We start from the raw sequence: 18429 nt of genomic DNA on the forward strand, positions 1-18429 counted from the left end.
GATGGGAATCATCCAGGTGATGGACGATCAGCTGAGCAACATGATCGCTGCGGGAGAAGTGGTGGAGCGCCCTGCCTCCGTGGTCAAAGAGCTGGTCGAAAACGCCATCGACGCATCGGCGAAGCGAATCGAAATCCACGTCGAGGAAGGCGGGCTGGGTTCCATCCGCATCGTCGATGACGGACACGGGATGGAGCGCAGCGACTGTCTGCTCGCATTCGAGCGGCACGCGACCAGCAAGATCCGCACGACGCGCGACCTGTTTCAGATTCGTACGCTGGGGTTTCGCGGCGAGGCGCTGCCGAGTATCGCCTCCGTCGCCCGCGTCGAGCTGACTAGTACAGATGCAAGCGGGAAAGTGGGAACACAGATCGTGGTCGAAGGCGGCAAGGTACAAGGCGTCACGGACGTTGCCGCCGTGCAGGGAACCCAAATCGTCATTCGCGATCTGTTTTTTAATACGCCGGCAAGGCTGAAGTATATGAAGTCGATCTCCACGGAGATCGGACATATCTCCGATTTTGTGAATCGCCTGGCGCTGGCTTACCCCGGGATCGCCTTTACGCTTACCCACAATGGAAAAGTGCTGCTGCAAACTTCCGGAGACGGCAAACTGCTGCATGTCATGGCGGCGATCTACGGCGTCCAGGTGGCCAAGCTGCTCCTCCCATTTAGCGGGGAGACGCTCGATTATCGCTGGAGCGGGTTTCTTGCCAAGACGGAAGTGACGAGGGCCAACCGTTCCTATATCTCCACTCTGGTCAACGGGCGCTACATCCGCAGTTATCCGCTGACCAATGCGATTATGCGCGGCTACCACACGCTTTTGCCAATCGGAAGGTTTCCGATTGTGGCTCTGCAATTGGAGATGGATCCGACCCTCGTCGATGTCAATGTGCATCCCGCAAAGCTGGAAGCGCGGTTTAGCAAAGAGCAGGAGCTGTGCGAGGCCATCGAACAGGCCGTGAAGACGGCACTCCGCCAGGGCCTGCGAATCGTGCAGCCGCTTCAGGCGGAGCGCAGGGGGCGGGAACGAGGCGAGTCCCTGTTCCAGCCTCAGTTTGACCTAAACCCGGCAGGGTATACCAGGCCTGCGGTCAAGCTGGACAAAGCAGACGGTTCTGTATTCGGCCAGTCCCGCAGGCTTCCGCCGGAGGCGGAGGTTCGCGAAAGGTTCCTGGTGAAGGAGAGCGTGTTGTCGGAGCAGCCCACTGCGGAACAGCGGGTAAAAACCGCGTTCCGCGAAACCGAGCCCGCTGCAGAGGCAGAATCATCTGTACAAGCAGCTCCCGCGGCTGCGGCTAGGATGGATTTCGAATTGGCAGCTCCTGCGGCAGCAGTTGAAGCGGCGTTCGATACAGCAGCTTCTACGGCTGAAGCTGAAGCGGCATTCGATCCGGCAGCTCCTGCGGCTGAAGCAGAAGCGGCATTCGATTCGGAATCCTCTGCGGGCCAGGGGAACACGTCTGCAGAGGAAGCCTCTGTGGCGGCGGCTGCGATCCCGATGCTTTACCCGGTCGGACAGGTACACGGGACCTATATTGTCGCGCAAAATGAGACCGGGATGTACCTGATCGACCAGCATGCGGCACAGGAGCGGATCTACTACGAATTTTTTATGGAGAAGCTGCGAGAGGAGAGCGCGTCCAGCCAGCTGCTCTTGTTTCCCCACACCGTAGAATGTACGGCGGCGGAAGAAGCCCGCCTGTTGAAACGGCTGGAACTGCTTCAGTCCCTCGGTCTGGAGGCGGAGTGGTTCGGAATCCGGACGTTCATCGTCAGGGCTCACCCTTCCTGGTTTCCGCAAGGCAGCGAATTGGAAGTGATCGACGAGTTGATCCAGTTCGTTTTGGAGGCGGGTGAGCAGGCCCGCATCGACATCAGGGAAATGCGGGAAAAGGCGGCGATCATGATGTCGTGCAAGGCTTCGATTAAAGCCAACAGCTTTCTGACCCATGCGGAGATGGAGGCGCTGCTCGAGCGCCTGCGGAAGACCAAAAGCCCCTTTACCTGCCCGCATGGCAGACCGATCATCATCCACTTTTCTACCTATGAACTGGAAAAAATGTTTAAGCGGGTGATGTAAATACTGCCCTCCTGCCGGCTCTGAAACCGGGGGAGGGCTTCTTTTGCTGCGGCCCGGCTTGGAACCAAAAAAGCTAGGAGCCGGCTAATTGCCCCAATCTTCATTAGATTCGATTCCACATTTGACAACACATAGAAGGAAAAGATATAAATTTACGTGAATGGGAATCTACTGCTTAGGCACTAAATTCACATATATCTATTAGTTCCTATCGATAACATGCTATTATTGAAACGGGTGATGCAACTTGATCCTGACAACGGGGTTGGAACCCAGTGAAGAGACACTGGAACACGCCAAAGCGTTGGCTGAGCGGTTCGGAATACCGCTCATACCGCGGCGTTTCGATTCACTTGCGGCAGTTCGGCGGCGCAGCGGGGAAGATATGCTGCTCGTCGTCTCGGCAAAAGGGGTACGGCTTGAATCGCCGGGCTCACCGCCGTTCTTTTTTCATCCAAATACGGCTGCGTTCCGTATAAAGCGGCTTGAGCGCGGCGATACTGATACTATGCTCTCTGCCTGCCAAATAAAACCAGGTGATCGCGTGCTGGATGCTACACTTGGTTTGGGGGCCGACGCCATCGTGTTTGCCTATGCAGTCGGCAAGTCGGGCAGAGTCGTCGGTATCGAGTCACAGCGGACAGTCGCGCTGATGGTAGAGGACGGACTGCGCCGCTGGAGTCAGGGATCGGAAGCGCTGATCCAAGCGATGAGGCGGGTAGAGGTAGTCGCTTCCCACCATTACGAGTTTCTTCGGCGGCAGTCTGACCGTTCGTGGGACGTCGTCTACTTTGACCCGATGTTTGTGGCAGGTGTTGACGCTTCGAGCGGAATCGCCGCGCTTCGCCCATTTGCCAATCAGGAGCCGCTTGCCAAACAGGTGATGCAAGAGGCCCTCCGTGTTGCCCGCAGGCGTGTGGTGTTGAAAGAGGGGAAGACAAGCGAGTACTTTCGGCAGTTTGGGTTCACGCCATACCGGAAGAAGGAACATCAGGTTGTATACAGCTATAGAGAGGTAACTGGAGGGGAGTGACGTGCAAGCGAAGGAAAAGTTAGTCGTGATTGTCGGGCCTACTGCTGTCGGCAAGACAGCACTCAGTTTGAGGCTTGCCCAGATGTTTAACGGCGAAATCATATCGGGAGATTCCATGCAGGTCTACCGCCGGATGGACATCGGCACAGCGAAAGCGACGCCTGAGGAGCGACGGATGGTTCCGCATCATTTGATCGACATCATCGATCCGGATGAAGAATACTCTGTAGTTCACTTCCAGGCGATGGCCAGGCAGCTCATTGCGGAAATCAACGGGCGCGGCCGATTGCCCTTTGTCGTCGGCGGTACCGGACTTTACATAGAATCAGTCACACACAGCTTTCACTTTTCGGAAGCCGGGCAAGATCTTGAATTACGTCAACGGCTTGAAAAGATTGCAGAGTTGGAAGGCGTGGAAGCGCTGCACCGACAGTTGGCAGCGATCGATCCGCTCACTGCCGAACGGCTGCATCCCAACGACAAGAAACGGGTTATCCGGGCCATCGAGATTTACCAGGTCACCGGACAGCGCATGTCGGATTTTCAGGTGCGGGCGGAGCATTCCCCTTACCAATTGGTCATGATCGGGCTGACGATGGATCGCGCCGTGTTGTATGAACGGATTAACAAGCGCGTCGATCTGATGATCGAGGCCGGCCTGGTCGAAGAAGTCAGGCAGCTCCTCGACAGCGGCGTGGATCCTGCCGCGGTGTCGATGCAGGGACTTGGCTATAAAGAACTGGTTCCGTATTTATATGGTGAAATTCCTTTGGAACAGGCGGTGGCTGCGATCAAGCAGCGTACCCGTCACTTTGCCAAACGTCAGCTGTCATGGTTTCGGCGCATGTCAGATATTCAATGGTTCGACGTTACCGACTCGGAAGAATATTCATCGGTAGTGGAGAGAATCAGCCAAACATTGGCAGGAAAGTTTCACCAACTGCCGAATATATAACTTACAAGTCCTTTTAGGGGGTATTGACCATGAAACAGACGATCAACATCCAAGATACGTTTTTAAACCATCTGCGTAAGGAAAACATCGCGGTTACCATTTACTTGGTCAACGGCTTTCAATTGCGGGGCTACATTAAAGCATTCGATAACTTTACGATCGTAATCGATACGGACGGAAAACAGCAGCTTGTCTACAAGCACGCGATCTCCACGTTTACCCCGCAGCGACCTGTCTCCCTGATGGCAGCGGAAAACAATCAGCAGTGACAGATGATAAGGCCGGAACTCTCGCAGATTCCGGGCTTTTTCATGTCCGAGCGCCAAAAAGCCCGGGCAAATTTTCGCGCAGGTTTTCCCCGCCTGACGAGTATACTAATGGTATGACATGAAGGCAGGTGATACTTGTGAAGGAGTCACCAAACTCGTCAGCAGATACCGCGGATGTGATCAACAGGCATCCCCACCGGATTCAGATCGTGCTTAACCGTCCGCAGAGAGTGAAGCCGCCGGGAACGCTGGCAGATGCCGTAAGGGTCACGGCAAGTCCGAATTTGACCGCCGTTCTCGACGAGATGGAACAGATGATCGGATTAAAAAAGGTAAAAAAGGTGATGTACGATATATACGCCCTGCTTCGGATCAACAAGGAGAGGACGAAGCAGGAGTTGAAGGTTGAAAAACAGGTGTTTCACATGATTTTCAAGGGGAATCCGGGTACGGGAAAAACGACGGTTGCTCGGATTTTTGGACGTATTTTCAAAGAAATGGGGATTTTGAGCAAAGGCCATTTGATCGAGGTGGAGCGGGCGGATCTGGTAGGAGAGTTTATCGGCCATACCGCGCAAAAGACGAGGGAACTGGTGAAGAAGGCGATGGGCGGGATTCTCTTCGTCGACGAAGCGTATTCGCTTGCCCGAGGAGGAGAAAAGGATTTTGGCAAAGAGGCGATTGACTGCCTGACGAAGGCGCTGGAAGACCACCAGAACGACTTTATCTGCATTCTAGCCGGATACCACGATGAGATGGACTCTTTTATGGAGTTGAACCCGGGACTTCCCTCCCGCTTTCCCATCCAATTAAGCTTTGAGGACTACAGTATCGATGAGCTGATGGAGATTTCTGAATTAATTGTGAAAAATAAACAGTACCAACTTACTCCGCCTGCGAAGGAGAAATTGAAGGAACACATCGCCAAAAGCAGGAACGACCCGTTTTGCAGCAATTTCAGCAATGCCCGTTTCATCCGCAACGCGATCGAGGATGCGATCAGGCAGCAAGCCGTTCGGCTGCTTGCCGTGAACGCCCCGACCAGGGATGAGCTGCTGCAGCTGGCCGCCGAGGATTTTGTCTTTCGGCAGTGACGGCTAAGGTTTGTGGTACACTAGAAGGCGTACAAAGGACGCCCTCTGGATGCGCATGGAAAGGATGTAGATACATGAGAACGGAACAGATCAAAACGCGGGAAACGGCGATATTGGTCGGCTGCCAGCTTGATTACCGCGATGAGGAACGCTCCCGCTTGTCGCTCGAAGAGCTGCACGAGCTAGCCCGCACAGCCGGTGTTGAGGTGCTGGAGGTCATTACCCAAAACCGCGAGCGAATCGACCCGGCCTGGTATCTGGGCAGCGGGAAAATAGAAGAGATTGCCGCCAGGGCAAGTCAGCTTGAGGCAGATGTCGTCATCTTCAACGACGAGCTTTCAGCTAGCCAAAACCGCAACCTGGAGGCGGCATTTTCGTGCAAGGTAATCGACCGCACCCAGCTCATTCTGGACATTTTCGCCACGCGGGCCCATTCCAGCGAGGGGAAGATACAGGTGGAGCTGGCCCAGTACAACTACCTCCTGCCCCGGCTGGCCGGGCAGGGCAAGCAGCTCTCGAGGCTTGGCGGAGGCATCGGCACCAGAGGTCCGGGTGAAACCAAGCTGGAGAGCGACCGGCGCCACATCCGCCGGCGGATCAGCGAACTGAAACAGCAGCTGGCGGACGTCATGCGGACGCGCAGCTTGCACCGGGAAAGGCGGAAGAAGAACAACGTCTTTCAGATCGCCCTGGTAGGCTATACCAACGCCGGCAAATCGACACTGCTAAACCGCTTGACAAATGCTGATACCCTGCAGGAAAATAAATTGTTCGCCACGCTTGATCCGACTACCCGCCAGCTGCACCTGCCCGGCGGGATGGACGTACTTTTAACCGATACGGTCGGCTTTATTCAAGATTTGCCCACGGCGCTGGTAGCCGCCTTCCGCTCTACGCTGGAGGGGGTCAAGGAAGCCGATTTGATTCTGCACGTCGTCGACGCTCATCACCCGGACTTTGAAATCCATCTGGAAGTAGTGGAAAAGGTGCTGCGGGACCTGAAGGCGGAAACCATTCCGCAGTGCATCGTCTTCAACAAGGCAGATCTGGTGATGCCAGACACCTACATTCCCCGGATGGAGAATGCGATCACGATCTCTGCGCTCTCGGATGAAGATCTGGGGCGGCTCCTTGCCCGCATCGAGGGTTATGTGCGAAAGTCGTTTCAGGAGATGACGCTGCAGGTGCCGGCGGAGCGGGGAGATATCTTGTCGCTGTTGTATCGCGAAGGAATCGAGCTTGAGCAGGAATTTTCCGAATCAGAAGGCTCGTACCTGATCAAGGCGCGAATCAATCAAGAGAATCCGGTATACGGTCGGATACAATCGTTTCGAGTGGACCTGCCCCGATCTGTTGAAGAGTATGAATGAGAAAGCGGACGGCTGACGGCCAGCCGCTTTTTGCTTTTGCGCTGCACATCCACCGAAGAAAGGACAGAGGATGCCATGTTTCATTTATTCACACACGGAGAAAAACTGAGGCCAATCGTCGAAGAGGTAGAAAAGCTCATCGAGCAGGGGCACCGGGAGATTGCCAGACTGGTTGATTACAATCAGTTGAAGGTGCTGCGCTCGTTTCAGGACCGTCAGGTAAACGAATTTCACTTCGCTCCGTCTACCGGTTACGGGTATGACGATGTCGGACGAGCTACCCTGGAAGCGATCTACGCTGACGTGTTCGGCGGCGAAGCGGCGCTGGTGCGGCCGCAAATTGTCTCCGGCACGCACGCCATCGCCATCGCGCTGTTTGGGCTGCTGCGCCCCGGCGACGAACTGATGTACATCACCGGCAAGCCGTATGACACCCTGGAGGAGGTCATCGGCGTCCGCGGACACGGGCAAGGCTCGCTGAAGGAGTACGGCATCGGCTATCAGGCGATCCCGCTGACAGCGGAGGGGGAGGTCGATTTTAACGCCGTCGCCAGGGCGTTGACACCGGCGACGAAGGTGATCGGCATTCAGCGTTCGCGCGGATACGCCGATCGGCCATCCTTTCCTATCGCCAAACTGGAAGAGATGATTTCGTTTGTAAAGGAGCTTAATCCCGAGCTGATCGTGTTCGTCGACAACTGTTACGGCGAGTTTACCGAAGAGCGGGAACCGCTGCAAGCAGGGGCAGACATCATGGCAGGCTCCCTGATCAAGAACCCCGGCGGCGGGATTGTCAAGACCGGCGGATACATCGTGGGCAGGGAGGAACTGGTCCGACTCGCTTCCTACCGAATGGCGGCGCCTGGCATCGGAGCGGAAGGAGGAGCGTCTCTCTACTCCCTGCTGGAGATGTATCAGGGCTTCTTCTTGGCTCCGCACGTCGTCGGAGAAGCGCTGAAGGGGGCGATTTTTTCTTCGGCCTTGCTGGAGCGGCTGGGTTTCAGAACGAACCCGCTCTGGAACGATCCGCGGACGGACTTGATTCAATCCGTCGCATTCGGTTCGGCCGAACGGTTGATCGCCTTCTGCCAGGGGATTCAGAAAGCCTCTCCCGTCGACTCCCACGTCTTGCCCCAGCCCAGTGATATGCCGGGCTACAAGGACCCGGTCATCATGGCGGCGGGTACGTTTATCCAAGGCGCCAGCATTGAATTTACGGCAGACGGACCGATCCGGCCGCCGTATCTGGGCTTTGTGCAGGGGGGCTTGACCTACTCCCATGTAAAGGTGGGAATCCTTACAGCGCTGGATGAACTGCTGGTTAAAGGACTGCTCAAGCTGCCCGAGTGAAAAGCAGTGTAAATTTTGATGTCAATTTTCCTGACATGCATTGACATGAAAGATAACATTCATGTAGAATGAAAAACAAGGAATAGCATAGGGGAGGGTAATGCATGAGTGATCAGGACCGTCGCGCCATGGCTCTCTTTCCCATAGGTATCGTCATGAAGCTAACAGAGCTGACCGCCAGACAGATTCGCTACTATGAGCAGAATGGGTTGATCCAGCCCGCCCGAACGGAAGGCAGGCAGCGTCTGTTTTCCTTCAACGATGTGGATCGCCTGCTCGAAATAAAGGAGCTGCTGGACAAGGGCTTGAACATCGCGGGGATCAAACAGGTGCTGAAAATGCCGCCGGCTGTACCACAGCAGGTCCTGTCGGCACCAAAGGAGAAAGCGGCAAAGAAAGAACTGAGCGACAAGGAGCTGCGCCAATTGCTGAAGCAGCAGTTGTTCAATCCTTCCCTTTCTCCCGAGACGTTATTGAACCGCGGCGAACTTTCACGTTTTTTTCACTGATTTTTAGTGAAGAAATAGATAGAGAATCCAGTCAGGAGGAGAAAAACCATGAGCCGTTACACGAAAGAAGAAATTTTGCGCTTGGCAGAAGAAGAAAACGTCAATTTTATTCGCCTGCAATTTACGGATTTGATGGGGATGATCAAAAACGTAGAAATTCCGCTGTCACAGCTCCCGAAAGCGCTGGACAACAAAATGATGTTCGACGGCTCATCGATTGAAGGGTTCGTCCGCATTGAAGAGTCTGACATGTACCTCTATCCGGACCTCGACACCTGGGTCGTTTTCCCCTGGGGGAATGATCACGGGAAGGTGGCACGCCTGATCTGTGACATTTACAATCCGGATGGTACGCCGTTTGAGGGGGATCCGCGCTACATCCTCAGACGGGCGATGAAAGAAGCGGAGGATATGGGCTTTACGAAGTTCAACGTAGGCTCCGAACCTGAATTCTTCCTGTTTAAATTAAATGAGAAGGGCGATCCCAGCCTGGATCTGAACGACCAGGGCGGATACTTTGATTTCGCGCCGCTTGACCTGGGCGAAAACTGCCGCCGGGACATCGTTCTGACACTGGAAAAAATGGGATTTGAGGTGGAAGCCTCTCACCACGAGGTAGCCCCTGGACAGCACGAGATCGATTTCAAATACGCGAACGCGCTGAAAGCAGCCGATCAAATCCTTACCTTTAAACTGGTGGTCAAGACGATCGCCCGCCAACACGGGCTGCACGCCACCTTTATGCCCAAGCCGCTGTTCGGCGTTGCCGGCTCCGGGATGCATACACACCAGTCGCTGTTCTCCGGTAACGAAAACACGTTCTATGACGAGTCGGATGAATACGGCCTGAGCACTACCGCCAAACACTACCTGGCAGGAATCCTGGCTCACGCCCGCGGGTTTGCAGCGATCACCAATCCGCTGGTCAACTCCTACAAGCGATTGGTGCCTGGTTACGAAGCTCCTTGCTATGTGGCCTGGTCAGGCAAAAACCGTTCGCCGCTCGTGCGGATTCCCGCTTCCCGCGGCCTCAGCACACGGATCGAAGTCCGCAATCCCGACCCGGCAGCCAACCCGTATCTGGCGCTGGCCGTCATGCTCAAAGCAGGACTCGACGGGATCAAGCGCAAACTCCCGCTGCTTCCAGCCGTCGACCGCAACATCTACGTGATGAGCGAGCAGGAGCGGGAAGAAAACGGCGTAGCCAATCTGCCGGCGACCTTGAAAGAAGCGATCGAATGCTTGAAGGACGATTCGGTTATTTGCGAAGCGCTGGGCGAGCATGCACTGGTTCACTTTATCGAAGCGAAAGAAATCGAATGGGATATGTTCCGCACCCGTGTACACGATTGGGAGCGCGAGCAGTACATGACGATGTATTGATGGGAGGGAGCCCTTGCACCTGTAGGTGTGAGGGTTTTTTCTTTTGTGTAGGTGAAAGGGGAATTTTATTTTCTTTAGCATGACTGCTTGCATTACTAAAAAAGGGCGGGATTAAACTTTCTTGGGAGAAGTATGGATGGCACGTTTTGGGGAAATCTTTTTACGGGTCTTCGCTTCTATTTGCCGCTTTGCACGAAGATATCTTCGGTATTGAACAGGATCAAGCTTCTTCAACCCGCGAAAGTCCGGATTGGTGTTAGCCTCAATAAACCATACCTTCCCTTTTTTATCGATTCCCATATCCAATCCGACGATTCTAATGGGGAAACGAGAGCCTAATTTATAAGCGATTTTGTAGGAGACGACGGTTAACTTCTTCAGTACCCTGGAAACATGAAATGATTGGTCGGCTCCTCGCAGGACTTCCATTATTCGTGCATCTCGGGCCCCTTTTGCCACATTCGTGACGACTGAACGAGCCCTTGGTGCGACCTTGGCACTCATCCAGGTAAGTACCCACCGGTTGGAGGGCTTCTGAAGAACAACCCGCAGATCAAAAGGCTTATTATGATAGGTAGCTAGTGGAATACCCCGTTGGATCAGATATTTTTTCCCGCGAAGCATTCTCTTTTTTACTTCTGTTACGAGACTTTTACTGGGGCACTTTTTAGACCAGTTATTGATTGAAATCAAGCTTTTGGAGCGGCTGAGCCTCTTAACACGGATTATCCCGGTTCCCAAAGACCCTTTATCTGGTTTGATATACAATACGGGGAAGGTCCTGAGCATCCTGATTAGAGTGGTATCACGATACCAACGGGTAGCCGGCACGTGACGGGACAGGACACGATCATTCATTAAGGGTTTCCCTTTCAACATTTTGCTTCTGATGTATTTCATGTAAACTCACCTCCATCACTACATTATTCGGCTTCATTTTTCTAGTGATGGCGAATATGAAAATGCGCTAATGACTTGTGGTGGAAATGGCATAAAGGTAAATGGAAAAAACCCCCATCCCTTAATAAGGGGTAGGGGTTGGATAGCAAGATACAGCATCAACCAATCTAGGGTCAATTCCGTAAAAAATCCAGAACGCACCGTTCCATCTATAGCCTGAAACTTCACCGTACTCTACTCGAGTCGGAAAAAACCAAAAACGATCACCATTAAAGAGCCAAACATACGTGTATTGGTACAAACAATCAACGATATAGGAAACGGACGGTTTTGGGGGGATATACTGTGGTGGCGGGGATGTTGGTGCCTGTGTTGGATAAACCATTCCATTTTCACTCCCTTCTATTCTCGCCAGCATTATATTCAGAAATAAAGCCCCGGTCAGAGCATAAACACCTAAAAGTAATTTTGGAAGTCAGGGAAGAGAAGCAGGTTAATCTACCAACTGGAATGGTTAAGAAGGCAGAGCAAACAGCTCTCAGTTTCGCAAAAGCAGAGGAGCAGGCGAAGGTAACACACCGGAATGCGCTTGTTGAGCAAAACTTGCTGGTTCTTCTTAAAGCTAATGATTGCATCTTCCTTGGAACCGTGCTTATAATAAGTTTATCAAAAAAAATTGATGAATGAGGTCATCTCCAATGAACGATATCAAACAAAAGATGGAACAATACGAGAAGAAATTCAAAGCTCTCGCCGATCGGAAACGATTAGAAATTATGTATGAGCTTTGCCAAAGAGGAAAAACGTGCGTATGTGACCTAACAGAAGTTTTTGATATGCCACAATCCAAGCTTTCGTATCATCTCAAGATTTTGCTGGACGCCAACCTGATTATGAAAGAGACAAAAGGTACATGGAGTTATTACGATTTGAATGATGACGAAGTGAATCAACTGCTATCGGAAGAGCTTTGTTGTATCTTCAGGAAAACAGGTAAAGGAAGTTGTTGCTAATTTTTTTAGAACTTATATCAATTTTTTTTGATTTATATTATCTAAATTAAGGGAGGAGTAAGAAATGAAGTATGTTCACGTTGGGATTCATGTAACGAATCTGGAGAAATCGATTGAATTCTACCAGAAAGTATTTGGAGTGGAACCTGTAAAGGTAAAGACAGATTATGCGAAGTTCTTATTGGAAAACCCGGGACTTAACTTTACATTAAATGTTCGGGACGCCGTTAGCGGAAATCAAGTTAATCACTTCGGATTCCAAGTTGAAAGTGCAGAAGAAATCGTTGCTCATAAGGAAAGGCTAGAAAAGGAAGGCTTTTTCACGCGTGACGAGATGGATACTACATGCTGTTATGCTTTACAGGATAAATTTTGGGTCACAGATCCGGACGGCAATGAATGGGAGTTTTTTTACACAAAGGCTGATCGTGACGTTCATAAAATTGAATCCACAGCTTGCTGTACAGATGCAAATACAGAAAGTAACAAAGCTTCTTGCTGTTAAACCAAAAAGGAGTATTTGATGAAACAATTATCATTTCTAGATCGTTTCTTGACCCTCTGGATCTTCCTTGCTATGGCTATAGGAATTATTATCGGAACTTTTGTTCCTGCTTTCACAAGCGGGTTGAACAGCTTACAAATTGGCACAACTTCCATCCCCCTTGCCACAGGCTTAATTCTGATGATGTACCCTCCTTTGGCAAAAGTTCGTTACGAGGAGATGGGGCGTGTATTTGACGACCGAAAGGTTCTTTTCCTGTCCCTTATACAAAACTGGGTGATTGGCCCTATCTTGATGTTTTTGCTGGCCATCATTTTCTTGCCAGATAAGCCGGAATATATGATAGGGTTGATCATGATTGGCTTGGCGCGTTGTATTGCCATGGTGATTGTTTGGAATGACCTGGCAAAAGGGGATACAGAATATGCAGCGGGCCTTGTCGCATTCAATGCTGTGTTTCAGATGCTTTTCTTTTCTGTATATGCTTATGTGTTTGTCACCATCATTCCAGAATGGCTTGGCATCCAAGGAGCAATTGTTTCGATTACAATGTCAGAAGTGGCCAAATCGGTGTTCATATACCTGGGTATTCCTTTTCTTGCAGGGATGCTGACTCGTTTATCTTTGGTAAAAGCAAAAGGCAGGCATTGGTATGAAAACGTGTTTATTCCCAAAATAAGTCCAATCACATTGATTGCTTTACTCTTTACCATCATTGTCATGTTCTCCATGAAAGGGGAAAGCATCGTCAGCGTACCTATAGACGTCGTTCGCATTGCGATTCCTCTGCTGATTTACTTCATCGTGATGTTCTTTATTTCTTTCTACATGGGGAAGAAAATTGGCGCTAACTATCCGGTTACTACGACTTTAGCGTTTACAGCAGGCAGTAATAACTTTGAGTTGGCAGTCGCTGTAGCAGTCGGTGTGTTTGGGATTCACTCGGGTGCCGCTTTTGCAGCTGTCATCGGTCCTCTTGTTGAAGTGCCAGTAATGATTGCATTGGTACAGGTAGCATTATGGTTCAAACGGAAGTATTTTGCCAACACATACCCGAATTGAGGCAGAAAAGGTGAGTACATCATGGAAAACAAAAAAACGATCTACTTCTTATGCACAGGGAATTCTTGTCGAAGTCAAATGGCAGAAGCATGGGGAAAGAAATACTTAGGTGACACGTGGAATGTACTATCTGCCGGGATTGAAGCTCATGGTGTCAATCCGAATGCCATCAGAGCGATGCAAGAAGCAGGAATAGACATTTCCGATCAAACTTCAGATGTTATTGATCCGGCCATTTTAAACAAAGCGGATCTGGTCGTGACACTTTGCAACCATGCAGATTCCATTTGCCCAACCACACCAACTCATGTAAAACGTGTCCATTGGGGATTTGACGATCCTGCGGGAAAAGAATGGTCGGAATTTCAACGAGTCCGCGATGAAATTGGAACCCGTATTAAGAAATTTGCAGAAACGGGAGTATACATTTCGGCAGAAAAGAGCTGGCTGGCTGTCGCCGGAAGCAGCAAAAATGCAGCCTTGCCAAATGGCAGCAGCAGGCTGCATTTTTGCGTTTTGCCGCCGTTTGCCGCATAAATCGGGGTAATTTGTAACTTTTATGCCAGCCTGTACGTAAAAATGGGGAGAGTATTAGGAAAGGAGGCAGCGGGATGGAGATATTGTTATGGATCATTGTAGTTGCCTTGTTTGTGATCAGTATCGCCGGTGTATTCATGCCAGTTTTGCCGGATACCCTGCTTCTCTGGGGAGGTTTTCTGCTGTACCAGTTTGCCATCGCCGGGCCGGGGGCGGGTTTGCCAGCTTCGTTCTGGTGGGGAATGGCGGTGCTGAGCGTTTTGATTTTTGGCGCTGACATATTGATGAGCATGTACTTCGTGAAAAAGTACGGCGGTTCCAAGTGGTCTTCATTAGGGGCGATTGCTGGTGTCATTCTCGGGATTTTCCTTTTCCCGCCGTTTGGCATCGTCATATTCCCGTTCTTGATCGTCTTTGCCATCGAGATGATTTTCCAGAATCAGCCGGCAGAGAGGGCGTTGATGGCAGGGCTGGGGTCGCTGGTCGCCTTTTTCAGCAGTGCCGTGATGAAGGTGGCTGTCCAGATCATCATGATCATCTGGTTTTTTGTCGCGATCTGACCGGTCGAAAGCAAGCAGGGGCAAAAAGTGCAAGCCATACAAAACAGGGCTGTACCTTGAGGCGGATTTGTCCGCTTTGGTACAGCCCTTGTCTTTTTGACAGAACGTTTTTGCATTAATGAATCATGCGATAGACACCAATCACCTTGCCGAGAATCGACACGCTGTCGAGGATGATCGGGGAGAGTGCCGCATTTTCCGGTTGGAGGCGGAAGTGGGTTCTCTCTTTAAAGAAGCGCTTCACGGTCGCTTCGTCGTCTTCCGTCATGGCGACGACGATGTCGCCGTTGTCGGCTACGCTCTGTTGGCGGACGATGACGTAGTCGCCGTCCAGAATGCCCGCTTCAATCATGCTGTCTCCGGATACGCGCAGCATGAAGACTTTGTCGGACGAAACGATATGTTCTGGCAGGGGGAAGTAGTCTTCCACATCTTCGATTGCCGTAATGGGTTGGCCCGCTGTTACTTTACCGACGACCGGAACCCGCACGACAGGCTGTTCGAACTCTTCCTGGAAGCGGCTGCCTTCCTGCAGCAGCTCGATCGCCCGGGGCTTGGTCGGATCGCGGCGGATCAGCCCCTTCTTTTCCAGTCGTTCCAAGTGGCCGTGAACCGTGGAACTGGAAGCCAGCCCGACGGCTTCACCGATCTCGCGCACAGATGGAGGGTAGCCCTTGTCCTTTACTTCTTTGCGGATAAAGTCGATAATTGCCTGCTGACGTTGGGATAGCTTGGACACAAGTGACACCTCAATTCCCTGATCTTTTTCTACATTATACCATGGGATCTTGCGTTCGACAAACATAAGTTCGATTTTTTTGTTGACATGAACACATGTTCGCATTATGATAAAGACAAATACAGAACAAATGTTTGTGGGGTGTTGTTTACGATGAACACTGTACATAAAAGCAAGGGTCGATTGGGAATTAGGCGCGGACAAGCCTTATTGATGATGTTTACCTTCTGTTTTATCCTTTACATATTAAGCGGTCTTGTCTTTGCTTCTGAGCCGCAGGCGGCCATTCGGATGGAAGTGACCGTACAGCAGGGCGACAGCCTCTGGAAGCTGGCAGCCGAGTACCGCGACCCGGATAAAGCGGACATCCGGGATTACGTCCAATTGCTTAAAGAAGTCAACCATCTGGAGGATCCGACGATCTATCCCGGGCAGACGCTGATCATTCCCCTACAAAAGTAAACGAATGGGCATTCGTGTGTTATAATAGACAGACGATGCTGAGATGGAGGGAAAGATGTGGTTACTGACGCGGAGATCAAAAGGATTAACGAGTTGGCGAAAAAGTCGAAGGAATCAGGACTAAGCGACGAGGAAAAACAGGAACAACAGCGGCTTCGGCAGAAGTACATCGCTGCAGTACGCTCATCATTGAAGGCCAATTTGGACTCCATCCGCTTTGTGGATGAGAACGATATAAAGCATTGACTTACGGCAGACCCCCTCATTCCGGTACATGCACTCGGGATGAGGGGATTTGCCGTCCATAAAGATGTATTTGCCGCTGCCCCGCTCAATTTGATACCATAAAAAGGAAACTTTGCCGTGTAAGGAGGAGGTACCGTGACAGTCCGCCATCCGGCCTTTCAGGACGAACAAATGCACTTGGACGAGACGATCGCTGTCATCGATAAAGAAATAGACGATCTGCGCGAGGGGCTGAGGGAAGCAACGGACGATTACGTCAAGCAGGTCGTGCTTGCCGCTCAGTCTAAAGAGCTCCGCTATTTGGAACAGGCACGGCTAAAGCCGTATTTCGGCCGCATCGATTTCACCCGGGATGAAACGTTTGAACGAGATCAGGTGTATATCGGAAAGCGGGGGATCGTCAAGAGCGATTCCTTTCAATCCGTCGTGGTCGATTGGCGCGCTCCGATCGCCAGCTTGTATTACAGCGGCGAGAGCAAACAGGCTTCCTACCGCACCCCGCAAGGAATCGTCAGGGGGGAAGTAACGCTAAAGCGCAACTTCGCGATTGAAGACGGGAAGATCAAGGGAATTTACGACGGAGCGCTAAAAGAAACGATCAACCGGGAAGCAGGGGCGCCGGACGAGTTCCTCGACGAGGGGTATATCGACGAATTTCTCGCTTCCCATCTCAATCAGACAAATGACAACCGTTTGAAGGACATTGTCGCCACCATACAATCGGAGCAGAACAGCATCATACGCGCGGAAAAAAACCAGCCTGTCGTGGTCCAGGGGGTAGCCGGCAGCGGCAAGACGACGATCGCCCTGCACCGCCTGTCGTATTTGATTTACAACTACCATCACGTCATGTCATCGAAGAAGTTTATGGTATTTGCTCCCAACCGGCTTTTCTTGCATTACATATCCGATGTCCTCCCGGAATTGGGGGTAGAAGACGTCCAGCAGACCACTTTTTTTGACTGGGCGGTAAAACTGCTGAAGAAGGACTTTCCCAAGGGGTGGCGGATCTATGATCCGTCGCGGTCCCAGTTGGTGTTTTTTGAGCCGGGGGTCTCGCCGGAACAGGCGGAAGCGGCCCGGCAGCGGATGGGGTTCAAGGGTTCGCTCGCCTGTCGTCAAACCATGGAAACCTATGTAAAGAAGCTTGTCGAGGAAGAGATCCGGTTTAAATCGCTCCGCTTCGCGTACAAAAAGACGATGCAGGTCTTCGAGATTCCGGGAAGCGAAATCCGCCGTTTGTTCGTGGAAGAGTACAGACAACAGCCGCTTAAAGAGCGGGTCGACACCCTCTACAAGCACCTCAAACAACAGATGAACAAGCAGTTTTTCGCCTATATGCGAGAACATAAGATCGATTTGGACAAAAGGGCGCTCACCAGGTTTGAATCCCAGTTAGAGCAGATCGTTCAAGGTTATTTCGAACAGTGGCCGAGCTTTGCGTTCTTTCCTGCCTACATCAAATTAATGTCCGATCCGGTCAGCCTTCGCCAGTCAGTTCCCGTATCGGTCAGTGAAGAGACGGTGAAGTCCGTCACGCAGACTTCTGCGGAGATTTTTGCCAAGGAGCGGCTGGAAGCGGAGGACTTGGCTCCCCTGCTGTACCTCAAACACCTGTTCGAGGGGCTGGACAAGCTGGGACGGTTTGACCACGCGGTTGTTGACGAAGCACAGGACCTAAGTGCGCTGGAAATTGCACTAATTACGTTGATGACCAAGCAAAGCTCGGTCACGGTCGTCGGCGATATGGCCCAGGGCATCCATTCGTACCGCGGCATGCAAAGCTGGACGGAGCTGACCGACGGGCTGTTTGCCGGACAACCACAGGAATACTACACCCTGGAACAGAGCTACCGCTCCACCGTAGAGATTATGCACTGGGCCAACCACGTCCTGGAGCGCGGCCAGATCAGCGGCATCACCTTCGCCAAGCCCGTTCTGCGCCACGGAGAGAAGCCTGTGTTCTTGCGTCCCCATACGCAGTCCGAGGTGTTCGGCGATGTGGTTCAGCAGGTTGGTCAATACCAAAGCGAGGGGTACTCCTCGATTGCGATCGTCACGAAAACCGTTTCAGAAGGAAAAAAAGCCTTGAAAGCTTTGCAGCCTCATCTTGAGGGAGTACAGCTTTTAAGCTACAAAGATGCAGAATACCCCGGGGGAGTGACGATTCTTCCCGCTTATCTGACCAAAGGGCTGCAATTTGACGTCGTCATTTTGCTCGATGCAGATGAAGCTCACTACGGGCTAAATGAACAGGATGCCAAGCTAATGTACGTCGTGATGACACGCCCGGTGCACCGGTTGCTTCTCTATGCCGTCCAGAGCCCGACGCCGCTGCTGGCCGGCCTGGTGTAAC

19 protein-coding genes and 1 pseudogene are annotated in these 18429 nt (G+C 51.8%); 18 read left to right on the plus strand and 2 right to left on the minus strand.

Features of this window, described 5'->3' with window-relative positions:
• Position 1: 1 nt before the first annotated feature.
• The 9 genes from mutL to glnA all read left to right on the plus strand — a co-directional run bounded on the left by mutL (position 2) and on the right by glnA (position 10049).
• A complete protein-coding gene (gene mutL / locus ACI7RC_RS02295) occupies positions 2-2086 on the plus strand; it encodes a DNA mismatch repair endonuclease MutL (protein ID WP_408106586.1) in 2085 nt (694 codons plus the stop codon).
• 247 nt (positions 2087-2333) lie between these two features.
• Positions 2334-3119, plus strand: coding sequence for a class I SAM-dependent methyltransferase (locus tag ACI7RC_RS02300; RefSeq protein ID WP_408106587.1), 786 nt, complete (start codon positions 2334-2336; stop codon positions 3117-3119).
• A 1-nt stretch (position 3120) separates the two neighbouring features.
• Positions 3121-4074 carry a tRNA (adenosine(37)-N6)-dimethylallyltransferase MiaA gene (gene miaA, locus ACI7RC_RS02305; RefSeq protein WP_408106588.1) on the plus strand — a complete coding sequence of 318 codons (954 nt, stop codon included), beginning with the start codon at positions 3121-3123 and terminating at the stop codon, positions 4072-4074.
• A 29-nt stretch (positions 4075-4103) separates the two neighbouring features.
• The gene (gene hfq, locus ACI7RC_RS02310) at positions 4104-4343 is read left to right on the plus strand and encodes an RNA chaperone Hfq (protein WP_019119216.1); all 240 of its coding nucleotides are present in this window, start codon (positions 4104-4106) and stop codon (positions 4341-4343) included.
• Positions 4344-4480: 137 nt separating this feature from the next.
• Positions 4481-5437: an AAA family ATPase gene (locus ACI7RC_RS02315; RefSeq protein ID WP_408106589.1), complete on the plus strand. Its 957-nt coding sequence runs from the start codon at positions 4481-4483 to the stop codon at positions 5435-5437.
• Between the two features lie 74 nt (positions 5438-5511).
• Positions 5512-6807 (plus strand): GTPase HflX, encoded by a 1296-nt coding sequence (hflX, locus tag ACI7RC_RS02320; RefSeq protein ID WP_408106590.1) that lies wholly within the window; start codon positions 5512-5514, stop codon positions 6805-6807.
• 75 nt (positions 6808-6882) lie between these two features.
• Positions 6883-8157 (plus strand): methionine gamma-lyase family protein, encoded by a 1275-nt coding sequence (locus ACI7RC_RS02325; protein WP_408106591.1) that lies wholly within the window; start codon positions 6883-6885, stop codon positions 8155-8157.
• 104 nt (positions 8158-8261) lie between these two features.
• Positions 8262-8666 (plus strand): MerR family transcriptional regulator, encoded by a 405-nt coding sequence (locus tag ACI7RC_RS02330; RefSeq protein ID WP_408106592.1) that lies wholly within the window; start codon positions 8262-8264, stop codon positions 8664-8666.
• 48 nt (positions 8667-8714) lie between these two features.
• Positions 8715-10049 carry a type I glutamate--ammonia ligase gene (gene glnA, locus ACI7RC_RS02335; protein WP_408106593.1) on the plus strand — a complete coding sequence of 445 codons (1335 nt, stop codon included), beginning with the start codon at positions 8715-8717 and terminating at the stop codon, positions 10047-10049.
• Positions 10050-10160: 111 nt separating this feature from the next.
• On the opposite strand, the gene ACI7RC_RS02340 is transcribed toward glnA, so the two are convergent.
• Positions 10161-10949 carry a YheC/YheD family protein gene (locus ACI7RC_RS02340; protein WP_408106594.1) on the minus strand — a complete coding sequence of 263 codons (789 nt, stop codon included), beginning with the start codon at positions 10947-10949 and terminating at the stop codon, positions 10161-10163.
• Between the two features lie 345 nt (positions 10950-11294).
• On the opposite strand from ACI7RC_RS02340, the gene ACI7RC_RS02345 reads away from it, so the two are divergent.
• The 6 genes and pseudogenes from ACI7RC_RS02345 (at position 11295) to ACI7RC_RS02370 (ending at position 14626) form a co-directional block, all read left to right on the plus strand.
• Entirely contained in the window at positions 11295-11636 is a 342-nt protein-coding gene (locus ACI7RC_RS02345; protein ID WP_408106595.1) for a hypothetical protein, read from the plus strand.
• An 11-nt stretch (positions 11637-11647) separates the two neighbouring features.
• Complete coding sequence (gene arsR / locus ACI7RC_RS02350; RefSeq protein WP_408106596.1) at positions 11648-11962, plus strand: arsenical resistance operon transcriptional regulator ArsR; 315 nt, start codon at positions 11648-11650, stop codon at positions 11960-11962.
• Positions 11963-12026: 64 nt separating this feature from the next.
• Entirely contained in the window at positions 12027-12467 is a 441-nt protein-coding gene (locus tag ACI7RC_RS02355) for an ArsI/CadI family heavy metal resistance metalloenzyme (protein ID WP_408106597.1), read from the plus strand.
• A gap of 18 nt (positions 12468-12485) precedes the next feature.
• A complete protein-coding gene (gene arsB, locus ACI7RC_RS02360) occupies positions 12486-13529 on the plus strand; it encodes an ACR3 family arsenite efflux transporter (RefSeq protein ID WP_408106598.1) in 1044 nt (347 codons plus the stop codon).
• 21 nt (positions 13530-13550) lie between these two features.
• Positions 13551-13949 (plus strand): annotated as a pseudogene (gene arsC / locus ACI7RC_RS02365) (arsenate reductase (thioredoxin)); the annotation flags it as partial.
• Positions 13950-14140: 191 nt separating this feature from the next.
• Positions 14141-14626, plus strand: coding sequence for a DUF456 domain-containing protein (locus ACI7RC_RS02370; protein ID WP_408106599.1), 486 nt, complete (start codon positions 14141-14143; stop codon positions 14624-14626).
• A gap of 115 nt (positions 14627-14741) precedes the next feature.
• On the opposite strand, the gene lexA is transcribed toward ACI7RC_RS02370, so the two are convergent.
• Complete coding sequence (gene lexA, locus ACI7RC_RS02375; RefSeq protein ID WP_408106600.1) at positions 14742-15365, minus strand: transcriptional repressor LexA; 624 nt, start codon at positions 15363-15365, stop codon at positions 14742-14744.
• 153 nt (positions 15366-15518) lie between these two features.
• Here lexA and yneA point away from each other — a divergent pair, with 153 nt between their 5' ends.
• From yneA to ACI7RC_RS02390, 3 genes are all read left to right on the plus strand, one after another.
• Complete coding sequence (gene yneA / locus ACI7RC_RS02380; protein WP_408106601.1) at positions 15519-15827, plus strand: cell division suppressor protein YneA; 309 nt, start codon at positions 15519-15521, stop codon at positions 15825-15827.
• A gap of 57 nt (positions 15828-15884) precedes the next feature.
• Complete coding sequence (locus ACI7RC_RS02385; RefSeq protein ID WP_408106602.1) at positions 15885-16073, plus strand: DUF896 domain-containing protein; 189 nt, start codon at positions 15885-15887, stop codon at positions 16071-16073.
• Between the two features lie 135 nt (positions 16074-16208).
• Positions 16209-18428, plus strand: a complete 2220-nt coding sequence (locus ACI7RC_RS02390; protein ID WP_408106603.1) for a HelD family protein — start codon at positions 16209-16211, stop codon at positions 18426-18428.
• The last annotated feature ends 1 nt before the right edge of the window (position 18429 follow it).

The organism is Brevibacillus sp. B_LB10_24 (assembly GCF_046036945.1).
Lineage (GTDB): Bacteria > Bacillota > Bacilli > Brevibacillales > Brevibacillaceae > Brevibacillus_C.